General features: G+C 36.7%; 17 protein-coding genes. 4 read left to right on the plus strand and 13 right to left on the minus strand.

The genetic code is table 11. The features are described 5' to 3' along the window. The 3 genes from ABVM49_RS11565 to uvrA form a co-directional block, all read right to left on the minus strand. A complete protein-coding gene (locus ABVM49_RS11565; RefSeq protein WP_405202044.1) occupies nt 1-798 on the minus strand; it encodes a T9SS type A sorting domain-containing protein in 798 nt (265 codons plus the stop codon). 17 nt (nt 799-815) lie between these two features. Next, on the minus strand, nt 816-1679 hold the full coding sequence (locus ABVM49_RS11570; protein ID WP_405202045.1) for a hypothetical protein: 864 nt from the start codon (nt 1677-1679) through the stop codon (nt 816-818). A gap of 194 nt (nt 1680-1873) precedes the next feature. Continuing rightward, the gene (uvrA, locus tag ABVM49_RS11575) at nt 1874-4669 is read right to left on the minus strand and encodes an excinuclease ABC subunit UvrA (RefSeq protein WP_405202047.1); all 2796 of its coding nucleotides are present in this window, start codon (nt 4667-4669) and stop codon (nt 1874-1876) included. Between the two features lie 246 nt (nt 4670-4915). Here uvrA and ABVM49_RS11580 point away from each other — a divergent pair, with 246 nt between their 5' ends. Next, entirely contained in the window at nt 4916-5500 is a 585-nt protein-coding gene (locus ABVM49_RS11580; RefSeq protein WP_038600795.1) for an RNA polymerase sigma factor, read from the plus strand. Nucleotides 5501-5779: 279 nt separating this feature from the next. Here ABVM49_RS11580 and nth read toward each other — a convergent pair whose 3' ends face one another. Next, nucleotides 5780-6454 carry an endonuclease III domain-containing protein gene (gene nth, locus ABVM49_RS11585; RefSeq protein WP_405202048.1) on the minus strand — a complete coding sequence of 225 codons (675 nt, stop codon included), beginning with the start codon at nt 6452-6454 and terminating at the stop codon, nt 5780-5782. Nucleotides 6455-6631: 177 nt separating this feature from the next. Between nth and bcp the strand changes: the two genes are divergently transcribed. Further along, nucleotides 6632-7087 (plus strand): thioredoxin-dependent thiol peroxidase, encoded by a 456-nt coding sequence (gene bcp, locus ABVM49_RS11590; protein ID WP_405202049.1) that lies wholly within the window; start codon nt 6632-6634, stop codon nt 7085-7087. Nucleotides 7088-7158: 71 nt separating this feature from the next. Here bcp and ABVM49_RS11595 read toward each other — a convergent pair whose 3' ends face one another. Beyond that, nucleotides 7159-8616 carry a TonB-dependent receptor gene (locus ABVM49_RS11595; protein WP_405202050.1) on the minus strand — a complete coding sequence of 486 codons (1458 nt, stop codon included), beginning with the start codon at nt 8614-8616 and terminating at the stop codon, nt 7159-7161. 127 nt (nt 8617-8743) lie between these two features. On the opposite strand from ABVM49_RS11595, the gene ABVM49_RS11600 reads away from it, so the two are divergent. Further along, nucleotides 8744-9535 (plus strand): MBL fold metallo-hydrolase, encoded by a 792-nt coding sequence (locus ABVM49_RS11600; RefSeq protein ID WP_405202051.1) that lies wholly within the window; start codon nt 8744-8746, stop codon nt 9533-9535. Between the two features lie 2 nt (nt 9536-9537). Then, nucleotides 9538-10029 carry a hydrolase gene (locus ABVM49_RS11605; protein ID WP_405202052.1) on the plus strand — a complete coding sequence of 164 codons (492 nt, stop codon included), beginning with the start codon at nt 9538-9540 and terminating at the stop codon, nt 10027-10029. A gap of 1 nt (nt 10030) precedes the next feature. Here the strand turns inward: ABVM49_RS11605 and ABVM49_RS11610 are convergent, their stop codons facing one another. The 8 genes from ABVM49_RS11610 to ABVM49_RS11645 form a co-directional block, all read right to left on the minus strand. Beyond that, entirely contained in the window at nt 10031-10681 is a 651-nt protein-coding gene (locus tag ABVM49_RS11610) for an alpha/beta hydrolase (RefSeq protein ID WP_405202053.1), read from the minus strand. Nucleotides 10682-10695: 14 nt separating this feature from the next. Continuing rightward, complete coding sequence (locus ABVM49_RS11615; RefSeq protein WP_405202054.1) at nt 10696-11031, minus strand: DUF4870 domain-containing protein; 336 nt, start codon at nt 11029-11031, stop codon at nt 10696-10698. Next, on the minus strand, nt 11031-12284 hold the full coding sequence (locus ABVM49_RS11620; RefSeq protein ID WP_405202055.1) for a dihydroorotase: 1254 nt from the start codon (nt 12282-12284) through the stop codon (nt 11031-11033). The genes ABVM49_RS11615 and ABVM49_RS11620 overlap by 1 nt, the downstream gene beginning before the upstream one ends. Then, entirely contained in the window at nt 12281-14206 is a 1926-nt protein-coding gene (locus ABVM49_RS11625; protein ID WP_405202056.1) for a BatA domain-containing protein, read from the minus strand. The genes ABVM49_RS11620 and ABVM49_RS11625 overlap by 4 nt, the downstream gene beginning before the upstream one ends. Nucleotides 14207-14246: 40 nt before the next feature. After that, nucleotides 14247-15440, minus strand: coding sequence for an ATP-binding protein (locus tag ABVM49_RS11630; RefSeq protein ID WP_405202058.1), 1194 nt, complete (start codon nt 15438-15440; stop codon nt 14247-14249). Between the two features lie 69 nt (nt 15441-15509). Then, nucleotides 15510-16274 (minus strand): TIGR02757 family protein, encoded by a 765-nt coding sequence (locus tag ABVM49_RS11635; RefSeq protein WP_405202059.1) that lies wholly within the window; start codon nt 16272-16274, stop codon nt 15510-15512. A gap of 57 nt (nt 16275-16331) precedes the next feature. Then, on the minus strand, nt 16332-16997 hold the full coding sequence (locus tag ABVM49_RS11640; RefSeq protein ID WP_405202060.1) for an ABC transporter ATP-binding protein: 666 nt from the start codon (nt 16995-16997) through the stop codon (nt 16332-16334). Nucleotides 16998-17045: 48 nt separating this feature from the next. Further along, nucleotides 17046-19517: a DUF5916 domain-containing protein gene (locus ABVM49_RS11645; protein WP_405202061.1), complete on the minus strand. Its 2472-nt coding sequence runs from the start codon at nt 19515-19517 to the stop codon at nt 17046-17048. Nucleotides 19518-19564: the final 47 nt, after the last annotated feature.

Here is a 19564-nt window from a genome sequence, read left to right on the forward strand (position 1 = left end):
TTATAGTTTGTTGATTTTTTGAGTAATTATACCAAAGCTTGTAAAGACTTTTACAAAATAGATTCCGGACGGTGTGGCACTAAATGTTACAGGTGATAGAGTAGCCTGCGAAACTATTAATTGTCCTGTGATATTGTAGATTTCGAGTTTCTGAACGGCTGTGCCAGGAGCGCTTATATGTAGCGTCTCGCGTACTGGGTTAGGGTAGATTACTATATCATTTTGTGAGGTAACTTCTTCTATATCTAGAGTTCCTGAAACTACAAATCTAAGCGTAGCCTGAGAGTTAGGGCCTGTTTGATTAAGCCAGAAGGTATAAGTTCCGGTAGGTAGTGGTGGGGTAAAGCCTGTGCCCAGTTGCCCAATTTGTGGTAGTAAATCTGTATCTAGATTACCGCTACCATACGTCATACCTCCTAGTAAATCACTTGCAGTTGTACTCATTGCATCTGTTGTAAACGCATCACCTTCTTGCAAACCAAGAAATGCCTCATTATTTGTACCCTCTGCGGTATAACCGTCAAGAATAAGTTGATCTAGCTGTAAATCTGGAGGCAATGTTATCGTGATATAATCTATATCACGAGGATTACCTTGTTGATCTGCTGTAACGCTATTATCTCCTACCTCGAGAATAAAAGGACCACTAGGAGCATCAAATTGATCTGAGAGGTCACCGTCAGTCTCCTCATTATAAGTAAAGCCTTGAGCAGTGGCAATAACAGTTGTGAGTACGAATCCCATACTCAAAATAAGCTGCCGATTCATTTTTGTCTTCATTGCGATATTATTTTTCATCTTTATGATATATAGGATTACTCAGATTTTTGTTGTGAGATTGAAGATACAATAGCAATCTGGTTACCACTAGGCGCAATAGCAAAGCGTGTGATGTCTTGTAGCGCTGTATCTGTAAAACTATGGAAGACCTTCCACGCGTTTTTTTCTTTTACAAAAATGGTATTGCCCTTTGCTGCAAGTAATCGGCCATCTGGTAGCCAGTTTATATCTTCTACACCCTCATCTAGCGGTATTATATTTTTTATCTTTTTTGTAGCTGGGTCAATAGATTTTACCATCCAGGGTTGTGAAGTTTTGTCTATAAAACTTACCAGAGGAGTCTCAGGAATTTTATGAAAAGATCTACCTACTGCTATCTTCAGATCTTCTGTTTTTTTACTATCTAAGTGATGAATTACTAGATGTAAATTATCTTTAACAATATCTGCTCCTACAATGGTATTCTTGTCAAACCAAGTATAGTAAGCCACTACCGCATCTTTAACTAGGGTAGGAGTTTCTGTTTTTCTAGGTAGGTAGTGATATAAACGCTGTAAGCCATCTGGATCTAGACGCACTGCAGAGATTCCTCGTTTACCCATCATAAACTGCGGAGAGTATTCTCCTCCTTGAGTGCTTGTGTTAAACTGTTTTGAAGTGCCTCTCATATACTGTATGATTTCTGTTTGCCCTTCACGAGTACCAGCATAAATAATCACATTATTTGCCAGAAATTGTGGCTGGCTGTCATAGCCTTTATTTTGACTAATGTTTTTTTTGTTGTTAAGCACAGGTTTTTCTTGCTTGGCATCGATATCAAATAGAAAAATCTCTGTATCAGATTGTGACCTCACAAACGTAATTGAAAGCAGAAGTAATAGTAGTAATAGGTTTTTCATAATTAAACGTGTTGATGGTTTTTGTTACGCTTTCGCGAAAGCGTGATGCTACATTTCTCGAGGTTTTGTTGAGTCATAATCACTATCTAGATCATCTATTTCATAGATACTATCACTAGCATAAGTAGTTGATGACGAATCATAACTTGTTTTATTTTTATTTGATCTCAGATCGTGAGGTTCAAGGCAGATGCTTAAAGTTTTTCCTTTAAGTATGTACCGGTAAATGATTTCTTATTTTTTGCAACTTCTTCTGGTGTTCCGGCGGCTACGAGTTTTCCTCCATTTTTACCACCTTCTGGTCCCATATCGATAACATAGTCTGCACATTTTACAAGGTCCATATTATGCTCTACAACAATGATAGAGTGACCTTTTTCAATAAGAGCCTCAAAAGAAGCTAGGAGCTTTTTTATATCGTGAAAGTGAAGTCCCGTAGTAGGCTCATCAAAAATGAATAGTGTCTTATCTTTTGTAGTTCCTTTTACGAGAAAGCTTGCAAGCTTTATACGTTGTGCCTCACCACCAGATAGGGTAGAAGAGCTTTGTCCTAAAGTTACATATCCTAGTCCTACATCTTGAAGTGGCTTTAATTTACGTGTTATTTTTGCCTCATTGTGTTCTGTGAAAAATGACACAGCATCGTCAATAGTCATCGTGAGGATATCGTCTATATTTTTACCATTAAAGGTTACCTCAAGCACTTCTTTTTTAAATCTTTTGCCCTTACACGTCTCACATACAAGATGCACATCTGCCATAAATTGCATCTCTATAGTTACCTCGCCTTCACCTTTGCAAGTCTCACAGCGACCACCGTCTACGTTAAAAGAAAAGTGCTTTGCTTTATAATTTCTTATTTTACTAAGCTTCTGACTTTCAAATAGTTTTCTAATATCATCGTAAGCTTTGATATAAGTTACCGGATTTGATCTAGAAGATCTGCCTATTGGGTTTTGATCTACATACTCTATAGTCTTTATGTTGTCATAATTACCTGTAAGTTTTGTAAACTGTCCTGCTTTCTCACCATAACCTCCTATAGCTTTAAGCATAGCAGGATAGAGGATCTTTCGCACAAGTGTAGACTTACCACTTCCAGAAACACCTGTAACAGCCGTAAAAACTCCTAGAGGAAAACGAACATCTACATTTTTAAGATTATTTTCTCGAGCACCTAAAATTTCTGCATAGTACTTTGAAGTTTTACGCTTTTTAGGCACCTCTATTTCTAATGTTCCATTTAGATAACCTGCCGTGAGTGACTCACTTTTAAGGATATCATCATAGTCACCTACTGCAACTACATCACCCCCAAAGGTTCCTGCTTCTGGGCCTATATCTATTATGAAGTCTGCTTGTTTCATAATATCCTCATCGTGTTCTACTACGATGACTGTGTTGCCTAAATCTCTTAGAGATTTAAGGACCTCTATGAGTTTTTCTGTATCTCTAGGGTGTAAACCTATGCTAGGTTCATCAAGAATATACATAGAGCCTACAAGGCTACTTCCTAATGATGTAGCGAGGTTAATACGTTGTGACTCACCACCAGAGAGTGTGTTAGATTTTCTATTAAGTGTGAGATAGTTGAGTCCAACTTTTTGTAAAAACTGTAACCTACTTTTTATTTCTGTAAGTAATCGCTTTGCAACAGTAGTATCATATTCATTAAGCGTTAATCCATTAAAAAAGTCTTCCACTTCATTAAGAGGTAACTCTACAAGGTCTACTATGTTTTTTCCTCCTATCTTCACGTAGGTTGCCTCTGGGCGCAGGCGTTTACCTTTACAGGTATTACACTTGGTCTTACCGCGGTAGCGAGAGAGCATCACCCGGTTTTGTATTTTATAAGCTTTAGACTCTAAGAATTTAAAAAACTTATTGAGTCCGTAAAAGTGTGTATTACCTTCCCAAACAAGCTGCTGCTGTTCTGGCGTGAGTTCAAACCAAGGTTTATGTATAGGGAAGTCAAACTTATATGCACGATTAACTAGTTGGTCTCTGTAATGACTCATACTATCACCTCTCCAAGGAAAAATAGCATTCTCATATACAGAGAGTGCCGTGTTAGGCACTACAAGATCTTCATCTATACCTATTACATCACCATAGCCCTCACAAGTAGGGCACGCACCATAAGGATTATTAAAAGAAAATAGATGTACATTAGGCTCTAAGAATGACATCCCATCTAGCTCAAACTTATTTGAGAACTGGCGTCGTGAGCCGTCTTCCATTTTTTCTATAAAGAGCGTTCCTTTACCTTCAAAAAACGCCGTTTGTATCGCGTCTGAGAGACGATTTACAAAATCTTCATCTTCTGGATTTGTGATGATACGGTCTACTACAAGTAGGATGTCTTTCGCTTTAAGCTTAGAATCTATTTCGGCTACTTCATCTAGGCGTTTTACTTCTCCTTTTACTTGTATACGAGCATACCCTTGTTGTAAAAGGGCTTGAAGTTTTGATTCAATTTTTCTTCCTTTTTCTAAGTGAATAGGAGCGAGGAGCAGGAGTTTTTCTCTTTTGGCGAAAGCCAAAATATACTTTACCACATCTGTAACGGTATCCTTTTTTACCTCATTACCAGACACAGGCGAGTAGGTCTTGCCTATACGGGCAAAGAGCAATTTAAGATAATCATAAATCTCTGTAGAGGTACCTACGGTAGATCTAGGATTTGTGCTGTTTACCTTTTGCTCAATAGCAATAGCAGGAGCAATACCTTTTATATAGTCTACCTTAGGTTTATCTAACCTGCCTAAAAACTGTCTGGCATATGATGATAAACTTTCTACATAGCGACGCTGTCCTTCGGCATAGAGTGTGTCAAAGGCTAAAGATGATTTACCAGATCCAGAGAGCCCTGTGATGACCACAAGTTTGTTTCTAGGGATAACAGCATTAATATTTTTGAGATTGTGGAGTTTGGCACCCTTAATGATAATATTCTTCTTAGGATTTACATCCTCAACGTCTATAAGCATCGCAATTCTTTAGATATCTAACAAAGATACCGAAAGTGTAGTGCTATTAAAACCGAGTAAAGACGGGTTTTAAGATGTTTTAATTAAAATATTGTGTAATTACCCCATTTTTTAGGAAAGGTTAACATAATTATTATATATTTACGGTCATAAACACAAAAACAAACTGCGTATAGCATAATACTACTTTATAAAATTTTGGGCTAGAATGAGGTTCTAGCAATTTTAATCTACAAAGTGGTACTTATGAAAAGTGTTTTAATTACAGATGCTACGCTCGTTAGCAATTACATCAAAGGAGACGAAAAATCATTAGCTATGCTTATCGCAAGGCATAAACAACGTATATATAGTTTTATATACTCAAAGGTGTATGATCGTGATATCTCTGAAGATATTTTTCAAGATACTTTTATTAAAGTTATTAAAACGCTCAAAAAAGGTAAGTATAATGAAGAGGGTAAATTTTTACCTTGGGTAATGCGTATTGCTCACAATCTTGTGATAGACCACTTTAGACGTAATAACCGTATGCCTAAATTTGATAACACGGGTGAGTTTTCAATATTTTCTGTATTGAGTGATAATAGTCTTAATGCTGAGAAGCAAATGGTACGTGATCAAGTAAACAGAGATGTAAAGCGTATCATTGAAGAGCTACCAGAAGATCAAAAGGAAGTTCTTAAAATGCGTATTTACCAAGAGATGAGTTTTAAAGAAATCTCAGAGCGCACGGGAGTGAGTATTAATACTGCACTGGGAAGAATGCGCTACGCATTGATCAATTTGAGAAAAGTGATTGATACAAATAACATAGTTTTAACAAATTAACATAATAAGCCATACTTTTTTGCGTTCTTGATAAGAACCAAAGAAAATCCGAATGGCAAAACTTTACTCTAAACCTTCGTCAGGTAATAAAAAGACGACCCCATATGAACCAAAACAAGAGACTGTAGATTATCTCTTGAACTACTCTAAGGCTTTAAGTGTTATACATTATAAATCGATGAAGTTTGAAGCACTCATCAACTAAACTTTGAGAAAACCCCGACTAGTCATCGGGGTTTTTTTATGGGTTTTGAGTACGCTTTCGCGAAAGCGTAAAACTTATTTCTTCTTCCTTCTTTTGGCCATCATTTTTTCATAGTCTGCAAGTACTGTCTTACGGCCTATGGTTTTAGTAATGATATCCTTTTCTAAGTCCCATCCTCTAGCAGGTGAGTAATCACGGCCGTACCAGATGATTTGGAGGTGAAGATCATTCCAGAGATGTTCTGGAAAGAGGCGCTTTGCATCCTTTTCTGTTTGCACCACATTTTTACCATTTGTAAAGCCCCAGCGGTACATAAGTCTATGTATATGCGTATCTACAGGAAAAGCTGGTATACCAAAGGCTTGAGCAACAACAACACTCGCAGTTTTATGGCCCACAGCGGGAAACTCTGTAAGCTTCTCTATACTAGCAGGTACAACGCCATTATATTTATCAATAAGGATTTGTGATAGCCCGTGTATTCCTTTTGCCTTCATAGGAGACAGTCCTACGGGCTTTATAATCTCTCTTATTTCTTCTACGGTAAGCTTTACCATATCATAAGGATTATCTGCCACCTCAAATAGTAGTGGTGTAATCTGGTTTACTCGCACATCTGTGCTCTGTGCACTCATAAGTACGGCTATAAGAAGCGTGTAGGGATCTTTATGATCTAGAGGAATAGGGATTTGAGGATAAAGCTCTTGTAGTGTATCTATAGTGAAGTCAACCTTTTCTTGCTTAGTCATTGCTTTATTGAGAATTTATAGCACCTTAAAAGTGTATTTCTTTTTGTTAATAGAGATAACTCGTAACTTTATAAAAGTGATGGTCTTTATGAGATGATCCAATTGTTATGTAAAGGTAATTAACCATTGTGAGATGTGAAATGAGATATCGCATCCACAATAAATTTTAAATTGAAGATGAATACATTAGAAGTAGGGGATAAGGTCCCAGATTTTACTACAACAGATCAAGATGGAAATAGCGTAAGCCTTTCTGATTTTAAAGGGAAGAAGCTTATTGTATTTTTTTATCCTAAGGCTAGTACACCTGGATGTACCGCAGAGGCTTGTAATCTTAGAGATAATTATAAGGAACTACAAGACCAGGGCTACCACCTACTAGGGGTAAGCGCAGACTCTGAGAAGCGCCAGAAAAATTTTGCGACTAAGTATGATTTTCCTTTCCAGCTTCTTGCAGATGAAGACAAGACAGTGATAAACGCCTTTGGTGTATGGGGACTTAAAAAGTTTATGGGTAAAGAATATGACGGCATACACCGTATGACCTTTAAGGTAGATGAGGAAGGTGTAGTTACAGATGTTATCAAAAAAGTAAAAACCAAAGATCACGCCGCTCAATTGCTAGATGCTTAACAAATGAATTAAAATCAAAAAAAGCCTTAAGTAAAATACTTAAGGCTTTTTCTATTGCAATAATGTTGATTTTATTTATCTGCTTCAAGTAATGCAGATGGTTGATAACCGAATAGGTTGCGAGACTTTATAAGTTCAGAAACGCCTTCCGGTAGCATTTCTTCCCATCCTTTTTCACCATCAGAGATCATACGTAATACTTCTCTAGAGAATATATCTGTGATTGCTGGATCATAATTTTCTATATCTAGTACTTTACCATTAAGCTTAAAGAACTTGTAAAGCTCTTTCATACGTGGGTGTACCTTAAGATTATCGCTTGTAGTGTACTCTCCAGTTTTTGGATCTTTCATAGGGTATAAGAATACCTTTAGATCTTTAAAGAATAATTTTCCAAAAGCCTCTAGTATACCTCCACTCAAGTGACGATAGTAGCTTGTGTCAAATATATCTATGAGATTGTTTACGCCCATTACTAGACCCATACGCTCTTTTGTATAGTTTGAGAAATACTCAACTACACGATAGTACTCTTTAAAGTTTGAGATCATCACTGTTTGCCCTAGTGAGCCTAGCAGTCTTGCTCTTGCCATAAAATCTTCTTCATCTATATCTCCCTCAGCACGAAGGTTTGATAAGGTGATTTCAAAAATGGCTTCTGTTTTCTTCTCATTAACACGGTTTGCTTCTACAAACATTTTATATGCTTTTTCAAACATATCCATATTAACCTTAGTAACTGGTCTAAAGCTACCACGTAGGGCTAGTACGTTTTTCTTGTAAAGTAAAGCTGCTGGTAAAATGTTGTTACCTTTTGCATCAAACATTACGGCCTCTGTCATACCATTCTTTACAAGTTGTAAACTCATAAGACGGTTATCCACGTGTTCAAACTGAGGTCCAGAGAAGTTTATCGTGTCTATCTCTATCTGATCTTGATCTATGTGATCGTATAGATAGCGTAATAAATTTTTAGGATTATCGTGCTTATAAAAAGCACCATATATAAGGTTTACACCCAGTGTACCTAGAGTTAACTGTTGTAAACGAGCATCATTTTCGTGAAAACGAACGTGTAAAATAATTTCATTAAACTCACCTTCCGGAGAGATTTGAAAACGTATACCTACCCATCCGTGTCCTTTATACTTCTTTGCAAAATCTATGGTAGCAACCGTATTTGCATACGTAAAGAAGATTTTATCTGGCTGCTTGTAACGAGATATACGGTCTTCTATAAGCTTCATCTCGTGAGAAAGCATCTTTTTTAGACGCTTTTCGGTCACGTAACGACCATCATCTTCTACACCATATATAGCATCAGAAAAGTCTTTGTCATAAGCACTCATTGCTTTTGCAATCGTACCACTTGCTCCACCTGCTCTAAAAAAGTGACGTACGGTCTCTTGCCCAGCACCTATCTCTGCAAAAGTTCCATATATATTATTGTTAAGATTTACTCTAAGAACTTTATTCTTGAGGGGAGGTACCTTTTCAAAGTCTTTATCTCCTAAAATTGTAACAGCCATAGTATTGTTTTTTCCATCTTTTAATGGTTAACCAAAGATACAAAAAGGGGCTACTAGCCAAAAAAATAACTGTATTTTTGTGAGAGAATTATTAGCTACTACAGTTTCTTAATCTAGTTACACTTACGTGAAAATCACCTTTCTCGGTACCGGCACCTCACAAGGCATTCCCATTATAGGAAGCACGCATCCCGTGTGTCTTAGTGATGACCCACGTGATAAAAGATTGCGCGTGTCTGTGCTTATAGAGTGGGACGAGTATAACTATGTGATAGATTGTGGGCCAGATTTTAGACAACAGATGTTAAGTACGCTTTCGCGAAAGCGCACCCCAGCAGGTGATCCTGCTCCCTTGCACGGGATATTATTTACCCACGAGCACGCAGACCACGTTGCGGGGCTAGATGATATAAGACCTTTTGTTTTTAGACAAGGTGATATGCCTATTTATGGACATAAAAGAGTGATTAAAAATCTAGAAGAACGTTTTGAATATATTTTCACTACAGAAAATAGATACCCCGGCGCGCCAAGTGTAACTTCTCACGAAGTTAAAAATAATGAGCCAATCTCTCTGGGTAATATAGCGGTGACCCCTATAGAAGTTTATCACGGCGATTTACAGGTATTTGGGTATCGGTTTGATAATATTGCCTATCTCACAGATGTAAAAACTATTGCAGAAGAGGAGATAGCTAAGCTTAAAAATCTTGATATACTTGTTCTTAATTGCTTGCGTGAGGAGCCACATAGAACGCATCTTAACGTTGATGAGGCTCTATCTTTAATAGCTAGAATTAATCCAAAAAAAGCATATTTAACACATATAAGTCATCATTTAGGTTTTCACGCAGACGCAGAAGCAAAGCTCCCAGAAAACGTTTACATAGCCTATGATGGCCTTACCCTAACTACTTAATTATGAGAAGAAATATATTTTTATACCTATTTTTATTTGCTGCATTATATATCATATTTCAATACATAAATAGTAGCAAAGGTCTTGAATATCAGGGTCGCAGAATAACGAAACTAGAGCAAAAGATAGCTAAGAAAGACTCTCTCTATAGCGCTCTGGAAGATAGACTTGCAAATACAGAGTATTTTACACTTTTAGGTAATGAAAACACAAAGGAATACTTTGATAATGATAACCTTGTTCTTGAAGATATAAAGCCAGCTATAGTAGATGGTTTATATGCAAAGAATACTTCAAAAGGTAATGATCTTATAAATTTTGTAGGTGACGGAAGACCATTTCAGATCAATCGTGTACAAATTTTGAACCACAGATGGATAATAGCCGACTTCTCAGATGGTAAAAAATGGGGAGAAATACTAGTTGAGTATTTTGTAAATGAAGATGGCTCTGTAGATTACAATCGTGTTGAAAGCTTAGTATATCCTAACTAAATTATACCTGCTCCTTAAGCCACTTTTTAAACTCATAAAAATTAGTAGGGTGCACGCCGTGACCTACAGGAAACTCACTTAGGGTAGAGTTTATGCCTACTTTCTCAAGGTAAGGAGGTGTTTTGCGAGCAGCATCTATAGGTATTACTTGGTCTACCGTACCGTGTGAGTTGTATACATTGAGGTGCGCATAAGAGGGATTACTTTTAAGCCCAATGATGTCCTCATTAATATAACCACTTAGACCTATCACATTTTTAATTTTTTCTGGATAGGTAAGTGCCACGGCATAACTAAGTATTGTTCCTTGACTAAAACCTAAAAGGGTTACATTATGCTTATCAAGATCATATGTTTCAATTGCTTCATCTATAAATCGGGCAATAAGATCTCTAGATTGACGTGCACCATCATTATCTGAAGATTTTACTCCATCTGGATCTATACTTATATGATACCACGCATTACCATATGGCTGCATTGCAATAGGTGCTCTGGCAGATATGATAAAATAATTTTTTGGTAACTCCTCTGCAAAGCTAAATAAGTCTTCTTCATTACTTCCATAACCGTGAAGTAGGAGTAGTAGTGGTGCTTTATCACTAGAGGTGATGCTAGGCTTTTGTATAATGTGTTCTAATGACAGTGTCATAGGTATGTATAATGCTAGTTATTGTTATTTCCTCCCAGTATATTCTGATAAAAAGAACCTACTAGAGGAACTAGTTGTCTCTTTCCTTGAAAGGCAGATATGATTCCATAAAGCCATAATGCAAAGAACAGCACCAAAAATCCAAGTGATGCCATTGGTATATTTAAATAGCTAAGAGGAATCATTATTAAAAAATAGCTAAGGGTAAGCCCTAGCGATTGTCTTATGTGAAAAGCGGCAAATTCATTTTTTGACTCACTATTCATAAAATAAGCTATGATAAGACCTACAAAGGTAATGTAGCTTACAACGGCAGCTGTTTTACCTTCAAATACTGTGTTTTCATCCATTAGTTAAGTACAACTTGATTATTTGCTATAATACCATAAACCTCACCTTTTACTTTCTGATTAAGAAATATGGCGTTCTGAGAACTTGAGAGAATATCTTGTTTTGTAAATGTCTGGCTTCCCTTTGTAGAGAACAGTGTAAGATCTGCCTTAACTTGTTCTTTTACAGGGTTATTTTGACCTATAAATAGATTTCTTCCTGCTGTAAGTAGTGTTATAGCTCTTTTTTCTGAAACTATTGTAAGAAGTGCTTTAAAAGTAGCCTCTTGAGCTATTGCACCATACATAGCATTGTCAAACTCTACATTCTTACGTTCTACATCTAGCGGATTATGGTCACTTGTAACAGTATCTATAGTTCCATCTTTTACTGCTGCTACGAGGGCCTCTACGTGTTCTTTATTTCTAAGGGGAGGTAACACCTTATAACGTGTATCAAAATCTTCTATAAGATCATCTGTAAGGCATAAATTATGAATTGCCACACTACAAGTGACGTTAAGTTTTTTACTTTTTGCCGCTCGTATTAATGCAACTCCTTCCTTTGTTGAGACTGTAGGTATGTGCAGTTTACCACCTGCATATTCTAGTATATGTAAATCTCTTGCTATTTGTAAACTTTCGGCTATGGCAGGTATACCTTTAAGGCCTACTCTTGTACTCATCACACCTTCATTTACCATCCCTTTACCAGCTATTTGCTGCTCTTGCGGAAATGACAATACAAGTCCATTAAATCCCTGAGTATATTGTAATGCAATTTTAAGGAGATTTGGGTTTTTGATAGGCGTCTGGTAATCGCCAAAGGCTACAGCTCCAGATTGTTGCATATCATATAATTCTGCGAGATCTATGCTCTCACTATTTCGCGTAAGCGCACCTATAGGATATAATGATGTTGCGTGTCCCTCTGCCATTTTTTTTACAAATGTTATGTCAGAGCTGGTATCTATTATAGGATATGTGTTTGGGTTAAGTGCAACACCTGTAAAACCACTACGAGCAGCTACATTAAGACCATTATCTATAGTCTCTCGCTCCTCATAACCAGGCTGCCCCATACTCACGCTAGTGTCAAACCAGCCTTGCGAGATGTGTAAATCTTCTTTTTCAATTGTAGTTTCACCTTTAAGACTCGCTAGTTTTTGACCTATTTCTATAATGAGTCCATCCTTAATCCTGATATCTTGTGTTGTGCCGTGGTAGGGGCTCTCACTATCTATGATTGTGGCGTTCTTTATGAGTACTTTCATTTATAGAATTTTAAAATCAGGATTTCTAATAGTAGAAATAGTAAGGCAAAAATAATAAACCATTTCCAAAGAGATTGTACATTATCACTACTCTCAAATTTGTCAAAAAGACTTTTAATTGAGGTATGGTAATTTTTATCATTATCTAGCTGTGCATATCGCAAGTTGCTTTCTGACCTGGTATAATTATAACTCACTTGCTGTAAAGTGTTTGTACCATACTGCACGTTATAATTACCTGCCACTTGTGGGCGCTGTGTTGTTGTGATCTGTACTCTACTACCTTTAGATTGCTGTAATGGTATAAAATTATTTTCTTGAGCAGTGCTTTGCTCAAGTGTGATAACTTCATCGTCTTGTAATACTAGTGGGATATCATAGGTGTTTGTAATCCCCGTATTCATATATAGATCTGGGAGTTGCAAACTTTGTCTAGCCATATTATAAAAAGTAGGCACAATGAGTGGTGAACTTTTAAAATTAGAGTTTTCTTGTGAAAGACTCCCAGAGAATGCATAGATGCTGTTTTGAGCAGTTAAAAAAGTTGATCCGTCTTGAAATTTTAAAATAGGATCACCACCAGCTATAGCATATGATTCACTTACAGATGGATATTGAAAATTATCAATTCTAGTATCAAAAACGTCTCTATAAATAGGGTGGTCATAATTGATTGTTGTGACTAGTTGCTTTTCGTTTTGCTTTGCTGTAACCTGTAGAGAAGCTAGATTTTGAAGTGTTAGATTGTAAGCGTTTGGTGATGTGGTGCTATTAGGTATTATTGTGCAGATTCCTCCCGCTTTCGCGAAAGCGTCTATAACCCCAATAAGAGATGACGGAATATCTGTCACTTCATTTAAAATGACATAATTTACCTCAGGAATTTTGCTGTAATCTAAATCTTTGAGCGTGCTTGTGGTGTACTCAAACTCTGGAGCGGTAAAAATACGTTGTAAGTAATTTGAATTACCACCATTAATAGCTAGCACACGTATAGGTCTATCTTTATTTATTGTAAAAAATAATGTGTTATCAAACTGTAATAAAGGATCATCTATAACCACGCGACCCTCTAAGCCATCTTCACTTTTTATTGTAAATAGAACACTTGTTGTGAGATCATCATTAAAGGAAGCCGTTCCCTTTGCTAGTAGGGTGTTTCCATTATAAAGAGATACAGCGGTATTAGTCTCTCTTTTTTCTAGTGTAGAAAGTAACACGGTAAGCTCTAGTCCCGAAGCTTTTCTTGCAGAAACATATATAGAATCAATGCTCACATTATTTTTTAGAACGGGTTGCAGCTGTATGTAGTTTTTTAAAACGTTTGAAGCAGGGAGTTGGTAAGGCGTTCCTTTTTCTTGATAATCTGAAATAAGGATGAGCCTTTTACTTGTAGAGGGGTCCTTTGTAAATTCCTTTTGAGCTTTTAGTGTGACCGCCTCTTCAGAAAGTTGTGTAGCAGTAAAGGGGAGTTGTAGCAACTCATTTCTTATATCTTTTACTGTGGTGTTTCTATATGTTGCATTATTTGTGAGCAGGGTAAACTTTTGATCTTCTTGTAGGTTGGTAATAAGGTCTTGCGCAGCGGTTTTTAAAAGTTGACCAGAAGGGCCTTTTGCTTGCATACTATAAGAGTTATCAAGATAAATAATAGTCTCCTTAGGTTGCGTTGCTATATCAGATTGTGGTATAAATGGTTGAGCAAAAGCAAATACAATAGCTGCCAGCAATCCCATACGAGTGAGTAAAACAAGCCATTTTTTTATCGAATTACTTTTACGAGTTTGAGTCTTAATCTTCTTGAGGAAAGCAACATTTGTAAAAGTCTCAGTCTTAAACTTGCGTAGTTGAAATAAGTGAACAATAATAGGGATAAGCAGCAAGAACAGGGCATAAAGTAGTTCTGGATGTCTAAACTGCATAAAGTCGTTGTGGTTTGTTCAAAAATAGATAAAAGACCCTTTATCGCCTAATAGTAAAAGTGAAAATACTTCCCTTTCCAACAGTAGAGTCTAGAGTAATAGTACCGCCTAATGCTTCTACGAGTTTTTTTACGGTAGCAAGACCCATACCCGTACCTTTATTACCATTGCGATCATTTGTCCCCATAGTTTTAAAAGGCTCAAAAATATGAGCCTGCTTATCTTCTGGTATACCCACACCGTTATCTGCCACAGAGATGCTATAAAAACCTTTAGTAATAGTGCCATTTAAAGTTATCTCTGGATGCTCACTTGTGTTATACTTAACACCGTTATCTATGAGGTTTGATATAACTTGCTCGATAGCCACGACGGGTACTGCTTTGAGATCAATATTTTTATTAAGAGTGATAGTAACATCACTAGATTTGTGAAGGTTTTTCACTTCACTTACTATAGTATCAAGCGTAGCATCATCTTTTGTCACGAGCAAATTATCTGCTCTATAATATTCAAGTAAGCCATCTATGTAGCTCCTCATAGATTTTGTAGACGTACTGAGATGTTCCATAAAGACCGTAAAGTCTTCATCATTTTCTTCTGCATAATCTTCGTTGAGTTGGTTTACAAGACCTTCTATACTTGATAATGGTGATTTTAGATCGTGAGCAACAAGTCTTGCAAAGTCCTCTAGTCTATTATTGCGCGCTGTTGTCTCTTGTTGTGATTTCTGGAGTTCAATATTTCTTTTACGCGCCTCAAATAATAAAATAACTTGTTTTGCTAAACCTAGCAGTGCCTCTTGCTGTTTTTCATCTAGCGTTCTAGGCTTGTGATCATATACACATAAAGTTCCTAATGCGTAGCCATCTTGAGTTTTAAGAGGGACACCGGCATAAAATATTGCTTTAAAATCTTTTACGAGCGGGTTGTCTTGAAAACGCTCATCTACCCGAGCATCTTCTACTATAAAAATGGGATTTTCTGTAAGAATAGCGTGTCCACAAAAAGAAATATCTCTTGGTGACTCAGAGAACTCAATACCTAATCTAGATTTTAAGAAATTTCTATCTGCATCAAGAAGCGTCACTAGTGATATGGGAGTATCACATATATAAGAGGCTAGCTTTGTAATAGTATCATAAGCCTCTTCTGGTAACGTATCCAGTAACTCATAGCTACGTAGCGCTTTAAGCCTTTCTTGTTCATTTATAGGTGGTACAGGTTTTTTCACGAGTATGGATAGTTGCTAGTTATATTGCAAACAGATGTTGATGACTGTTTTCTAATAAATAAAGATAGATTAAAAATTTTCAAAAGCACCAAGTCCAAATAATGCAAAATCATATTTTACTGGATCTACGGGATCCATTTTTCTTAAGGCTTTATCTAGCTCGGCCAAGGTTTTACCATCATTTTGCTTTCGCGAAAGCAATCTAAGCTTCCTTGCAACATTGCTCGTATGTACATCAAGAGGGCAAGATAATAGGGAAGGAGAGATAGATTTCCAAATCCCGAAATCTACACCGGCTCGAGCATCTCGTATCATCCATCTTAAAAACATATTGATACGCTTTGCTGCCGAATTTTTGGAAGGATCACTTACGTGTTTTTGTGTGCGTGGTAAATGATCTACTTCAAAAAACACTTTTTTAAAATGTGTGATTGCAGGTTGTAAATCACCATTTGTAATTCCTGATAAAAATACCTGCTCTAGACCGCCGTGATGTGTGTAGATGTTTTTAAGTGCTCTTATAAACGTCTCAAAATCTATGCTATTAAATGTGCGATGTACAAACCCTTCAAAGAGGTGAGCCTGGTCTGGCGTGTAGTTTATTACAAAGTCGTGAGGAGCTTCACCCATTATCTCCATCATCTTTGTAGCGTTATTGATAATACTCTTTCTGTTACCCCAAGCTATGGTAGCTGTAAGAAAAGCGGCTATTTCTATATCTTCTTTTAGATCAAATCTATGTGGAATTTGAATAGGGTCGTGAGGTATAAAGTCATTATTTTCATACTGTATGGCCTTCTCGTCTAGAAAAATTTTGAGCTCCTTTTTGTTCATCTTCAGATTAGGGGTTGACCGTAATGGTGTATATATTACCTCAAGCTATGGGTCATTTTAGGCTTTTACAAACATACCGTCTTTCATCACAAGTTTACGGTCTGCCATATTTGCAAGCTCTTCATTATGCGTGACTATAATTATTGTTTGGTTAAACTCATCCCTAAGTTTAAAAAATAAATTATGTAGATGCTCTGCACTTTCTGTATCAAGGTTCCCAGATGGCTCATCTGCAAGTATAAGTGCTGGGTTATTTATAAGTGATCTTGCAACGGCTACACGTTGTTGCTCGCCTCCAGAGAGCTCATTAGGCTTATGGTCATAACGATGTGATAGTCCTAAAAAGTCTAATAGCTCCTTAGCTCTCTTTTCTGTAGTAACTTTATCTTTTTTTGCAATATAAGCGGGTATACAAACATTTTCTAGCGCTGTAAACTCTGGTAATAACTGATGAAACTGAAATATAAAACCTATATGCTCATTTCTAAAGGCACTCATAAGTTTTGCTTTCATACCTATGATTTCCTTACCATTTATATGCAAACTTGTAGTGACTCCCGTGTCTGGGCTGTCTAATGTGCCAATAATTTGAAGTAATGTGGTTTTACCGGCTCCACTTTGTCCTACTATAGAGACGACTTCACCTTTATTTACCGTAAGTGAGACATCTTTTAATACTTTAAGATCGCCAAATGTTTTTGAGATGTGTTGTGCCTTTACCATAAAAAATTACTTGACTGTGAAAATACTACAATAACCTTATAAGCACAATTAAGAGACCTTTTTAAAGACGTGCTTGATGTTGTTATAATCTATAAAGTAAGTAACCCTCAATGATAAGGTATGATTTAAAGATTCTTGAAATAAATTACGTAAACTATCATTGTAGCTTATGGTTGATAATTCATCAAACTTTGAAATTTGATTACGATAGAGTAGGGAAGCTTCACTACCTGGTGCAAATCTCCACCTAAAACTTAGATCAAGATTCCAGATATTAAAATTTGCATTAGGATCTCTGCGCTCTGTTAAGTCATAATCTGCTATTTCTGATCGTGAACCATCATCGTTAAGTAAATAATATATATTACTGCTATGGTCTGACACTGCCCAGAAGTTCCTTAAACTTAAATTTATAGCCTTGTAGGGATCAAAATTATAGTTTGCTGTAACTCTATTTTCAAAAGAGGTTACGTCGCGTAGGCCTAAGAAGACCTCAGTATCTGTATTATCTACCCAGCCAAAGTTATTTTTTCTACTTGAGTAATCTGATGCTAATATGACAAGTAGTTTTTCTGAAAATCTATAACGTGGAGAGAAGTTAATACTATAATTAAACTGGTCTTGATTGCCAAACCACTGTCTTACAGCTCCTCCAAAATCAAAGGCAAACTTTTTTCTAAAGTCTGTAGAGATAAAGCCTCCTCCACCTAGATTAGACTCAAACGTTACAAACTTACCATCTACACGTGGCTCAAAATAATCTTGATTTTTACCATTTAGACTCAAATTACCGCCAAAGGCAAGTCTTTTTGTAGTTGCAAAAAATGAGTTGAGCCGGATGCTGTTACGTGTTTTTACGCTGGGCTTGTATAACCGCTGGTGACGTACAGTTACATCAAATCTATAGTTGTTAAATTTACCTTTAGGTTGTATGAGCTGGTATGAGCCACCTAGAGTGAAATTATTAAAGTTATTTCTAAAGTTTACGCCTAGGTCATTTATGTCAAGTTTAGTATCTGCAAAGTCGTGACCTACTCGATATCTCCAGTTTCCAGATATTTTTCTAAAATCAAATTCTGACTGAAAACCTGTAGTGGTCTCGCCAGACTCTCTCACATTACTAAAAATCCCTCTACCAGAGATGTTGTAATTATTGTTTTTATCTGCGATGTCAAAAACACCGCCAGTAACATTTGCATTTCTAAAATTGCTACCGCTCCTTGTGACATTTGTATTTATGAGTGATACAGAAGAGTTTTGATTAAACTGCTGGTCTAGTACAAAGACGTTATAGTTAGATAGTGGTTCTATAAGAACTTTACGTCTCGAGGTGTCTATAATACTACTTGTATCGTCTTCATTAAATTCTGTGCGCTCTATGGTTGCAAATGTCTTACTACCTATCGAGTTTAGAAAACCTATGCCTAAGCCCCCTTTTGTACGTCCAGATATTTTAATTGAGTTGAGGAGTTTAACTTTTGCAGGGTAATCTATAATCTCTTCGGTGACGGTGTCGCTATCTTCAAGAGTTACACTGCCAGATGCTGGACCTCCTATGCGTCTAGAAAAAAAGATTCTCCCTTTATTAAACAAGTCAATACCTTCTGTAAAGAAGGCTCTATTCTCACCAAAGGTTTGTTCGAAAGGTCCTAAATTGAGCACCACATTATCAAAAGCTACTTGTCCAAAATCCGGTATAAGTTGTGCGTCTAAAGTAAAACTATCACTAAGGCCATATTTTATATCTAGTCCACCAGCAAAGTTAGTTTCTGTCTGGCCATCTTGTGTGCTTATAGCACTTTGTACAAATGGAAAAAATGTAAGTCTCACTGGAGGATCTATATTGCGCACTCCGGTAACTGTGCCATTATATTGTGTATCTCTCCCTATACCACGCTCAATTCTACTCCAAGTATGTGTTTCATTTTTATTTACTAAACGCCTATAGAAGTTAACACTCCAATTTTGAACGTCACTTTCTGGAAAACGTAAAGCATTATATGGTATGCGGTACTCGGCATACCACCCTTTCTCATCACGTGATACTTTACATTCAAAAACAACATTAAAACCGAAGTCTCTATTATTTTGAGTGACTCGTTGATCTCCTATAGTTCCCGCACTCGTGACATAAAACCTCGTTTCATTTATACCATCATTATAGGTGTTAAGAGCTACCATAAAATGATCTGCCTGAGCAAATACTTCATCACGCTGGCTAAACTGTCGTGCAATACCTTCTGGATTAGGATCATATAAGTATGCTGCGATGTAAATAGCCTTATCATCATAGGCCATTTTTACCTCAGTGCGTTGGTTTTCTTCTATCGTCCCCTCGTTGCCTGGTTCAAACATTTGAAAGTCACCATAAACAGGTAGTGATTTCCAGATATTGTCATCTAGTAGCCCATCTATCTTTGGGGCTACACTAATACGCTCTGCGTTCAGAATTTTGGTACCCTGAGAAAAGAGAAATCCGGTAGATAGTAATGAGAGTATTCCTAAAGCAAGAAAGCGCATAAAATTTATTTTGACTAGACAAAACTATGGTTGTCATATAGATCAAA

This window comes from Dokdonia sp. LLG6352-1, assembly GCF_045055815.1.
GTDB lineage: Bacteria > Bacteroidota > Bacteroidia > Flavobacteriales > Flavobacteriaceae > Dokdonia > Dokdonia donghaensis.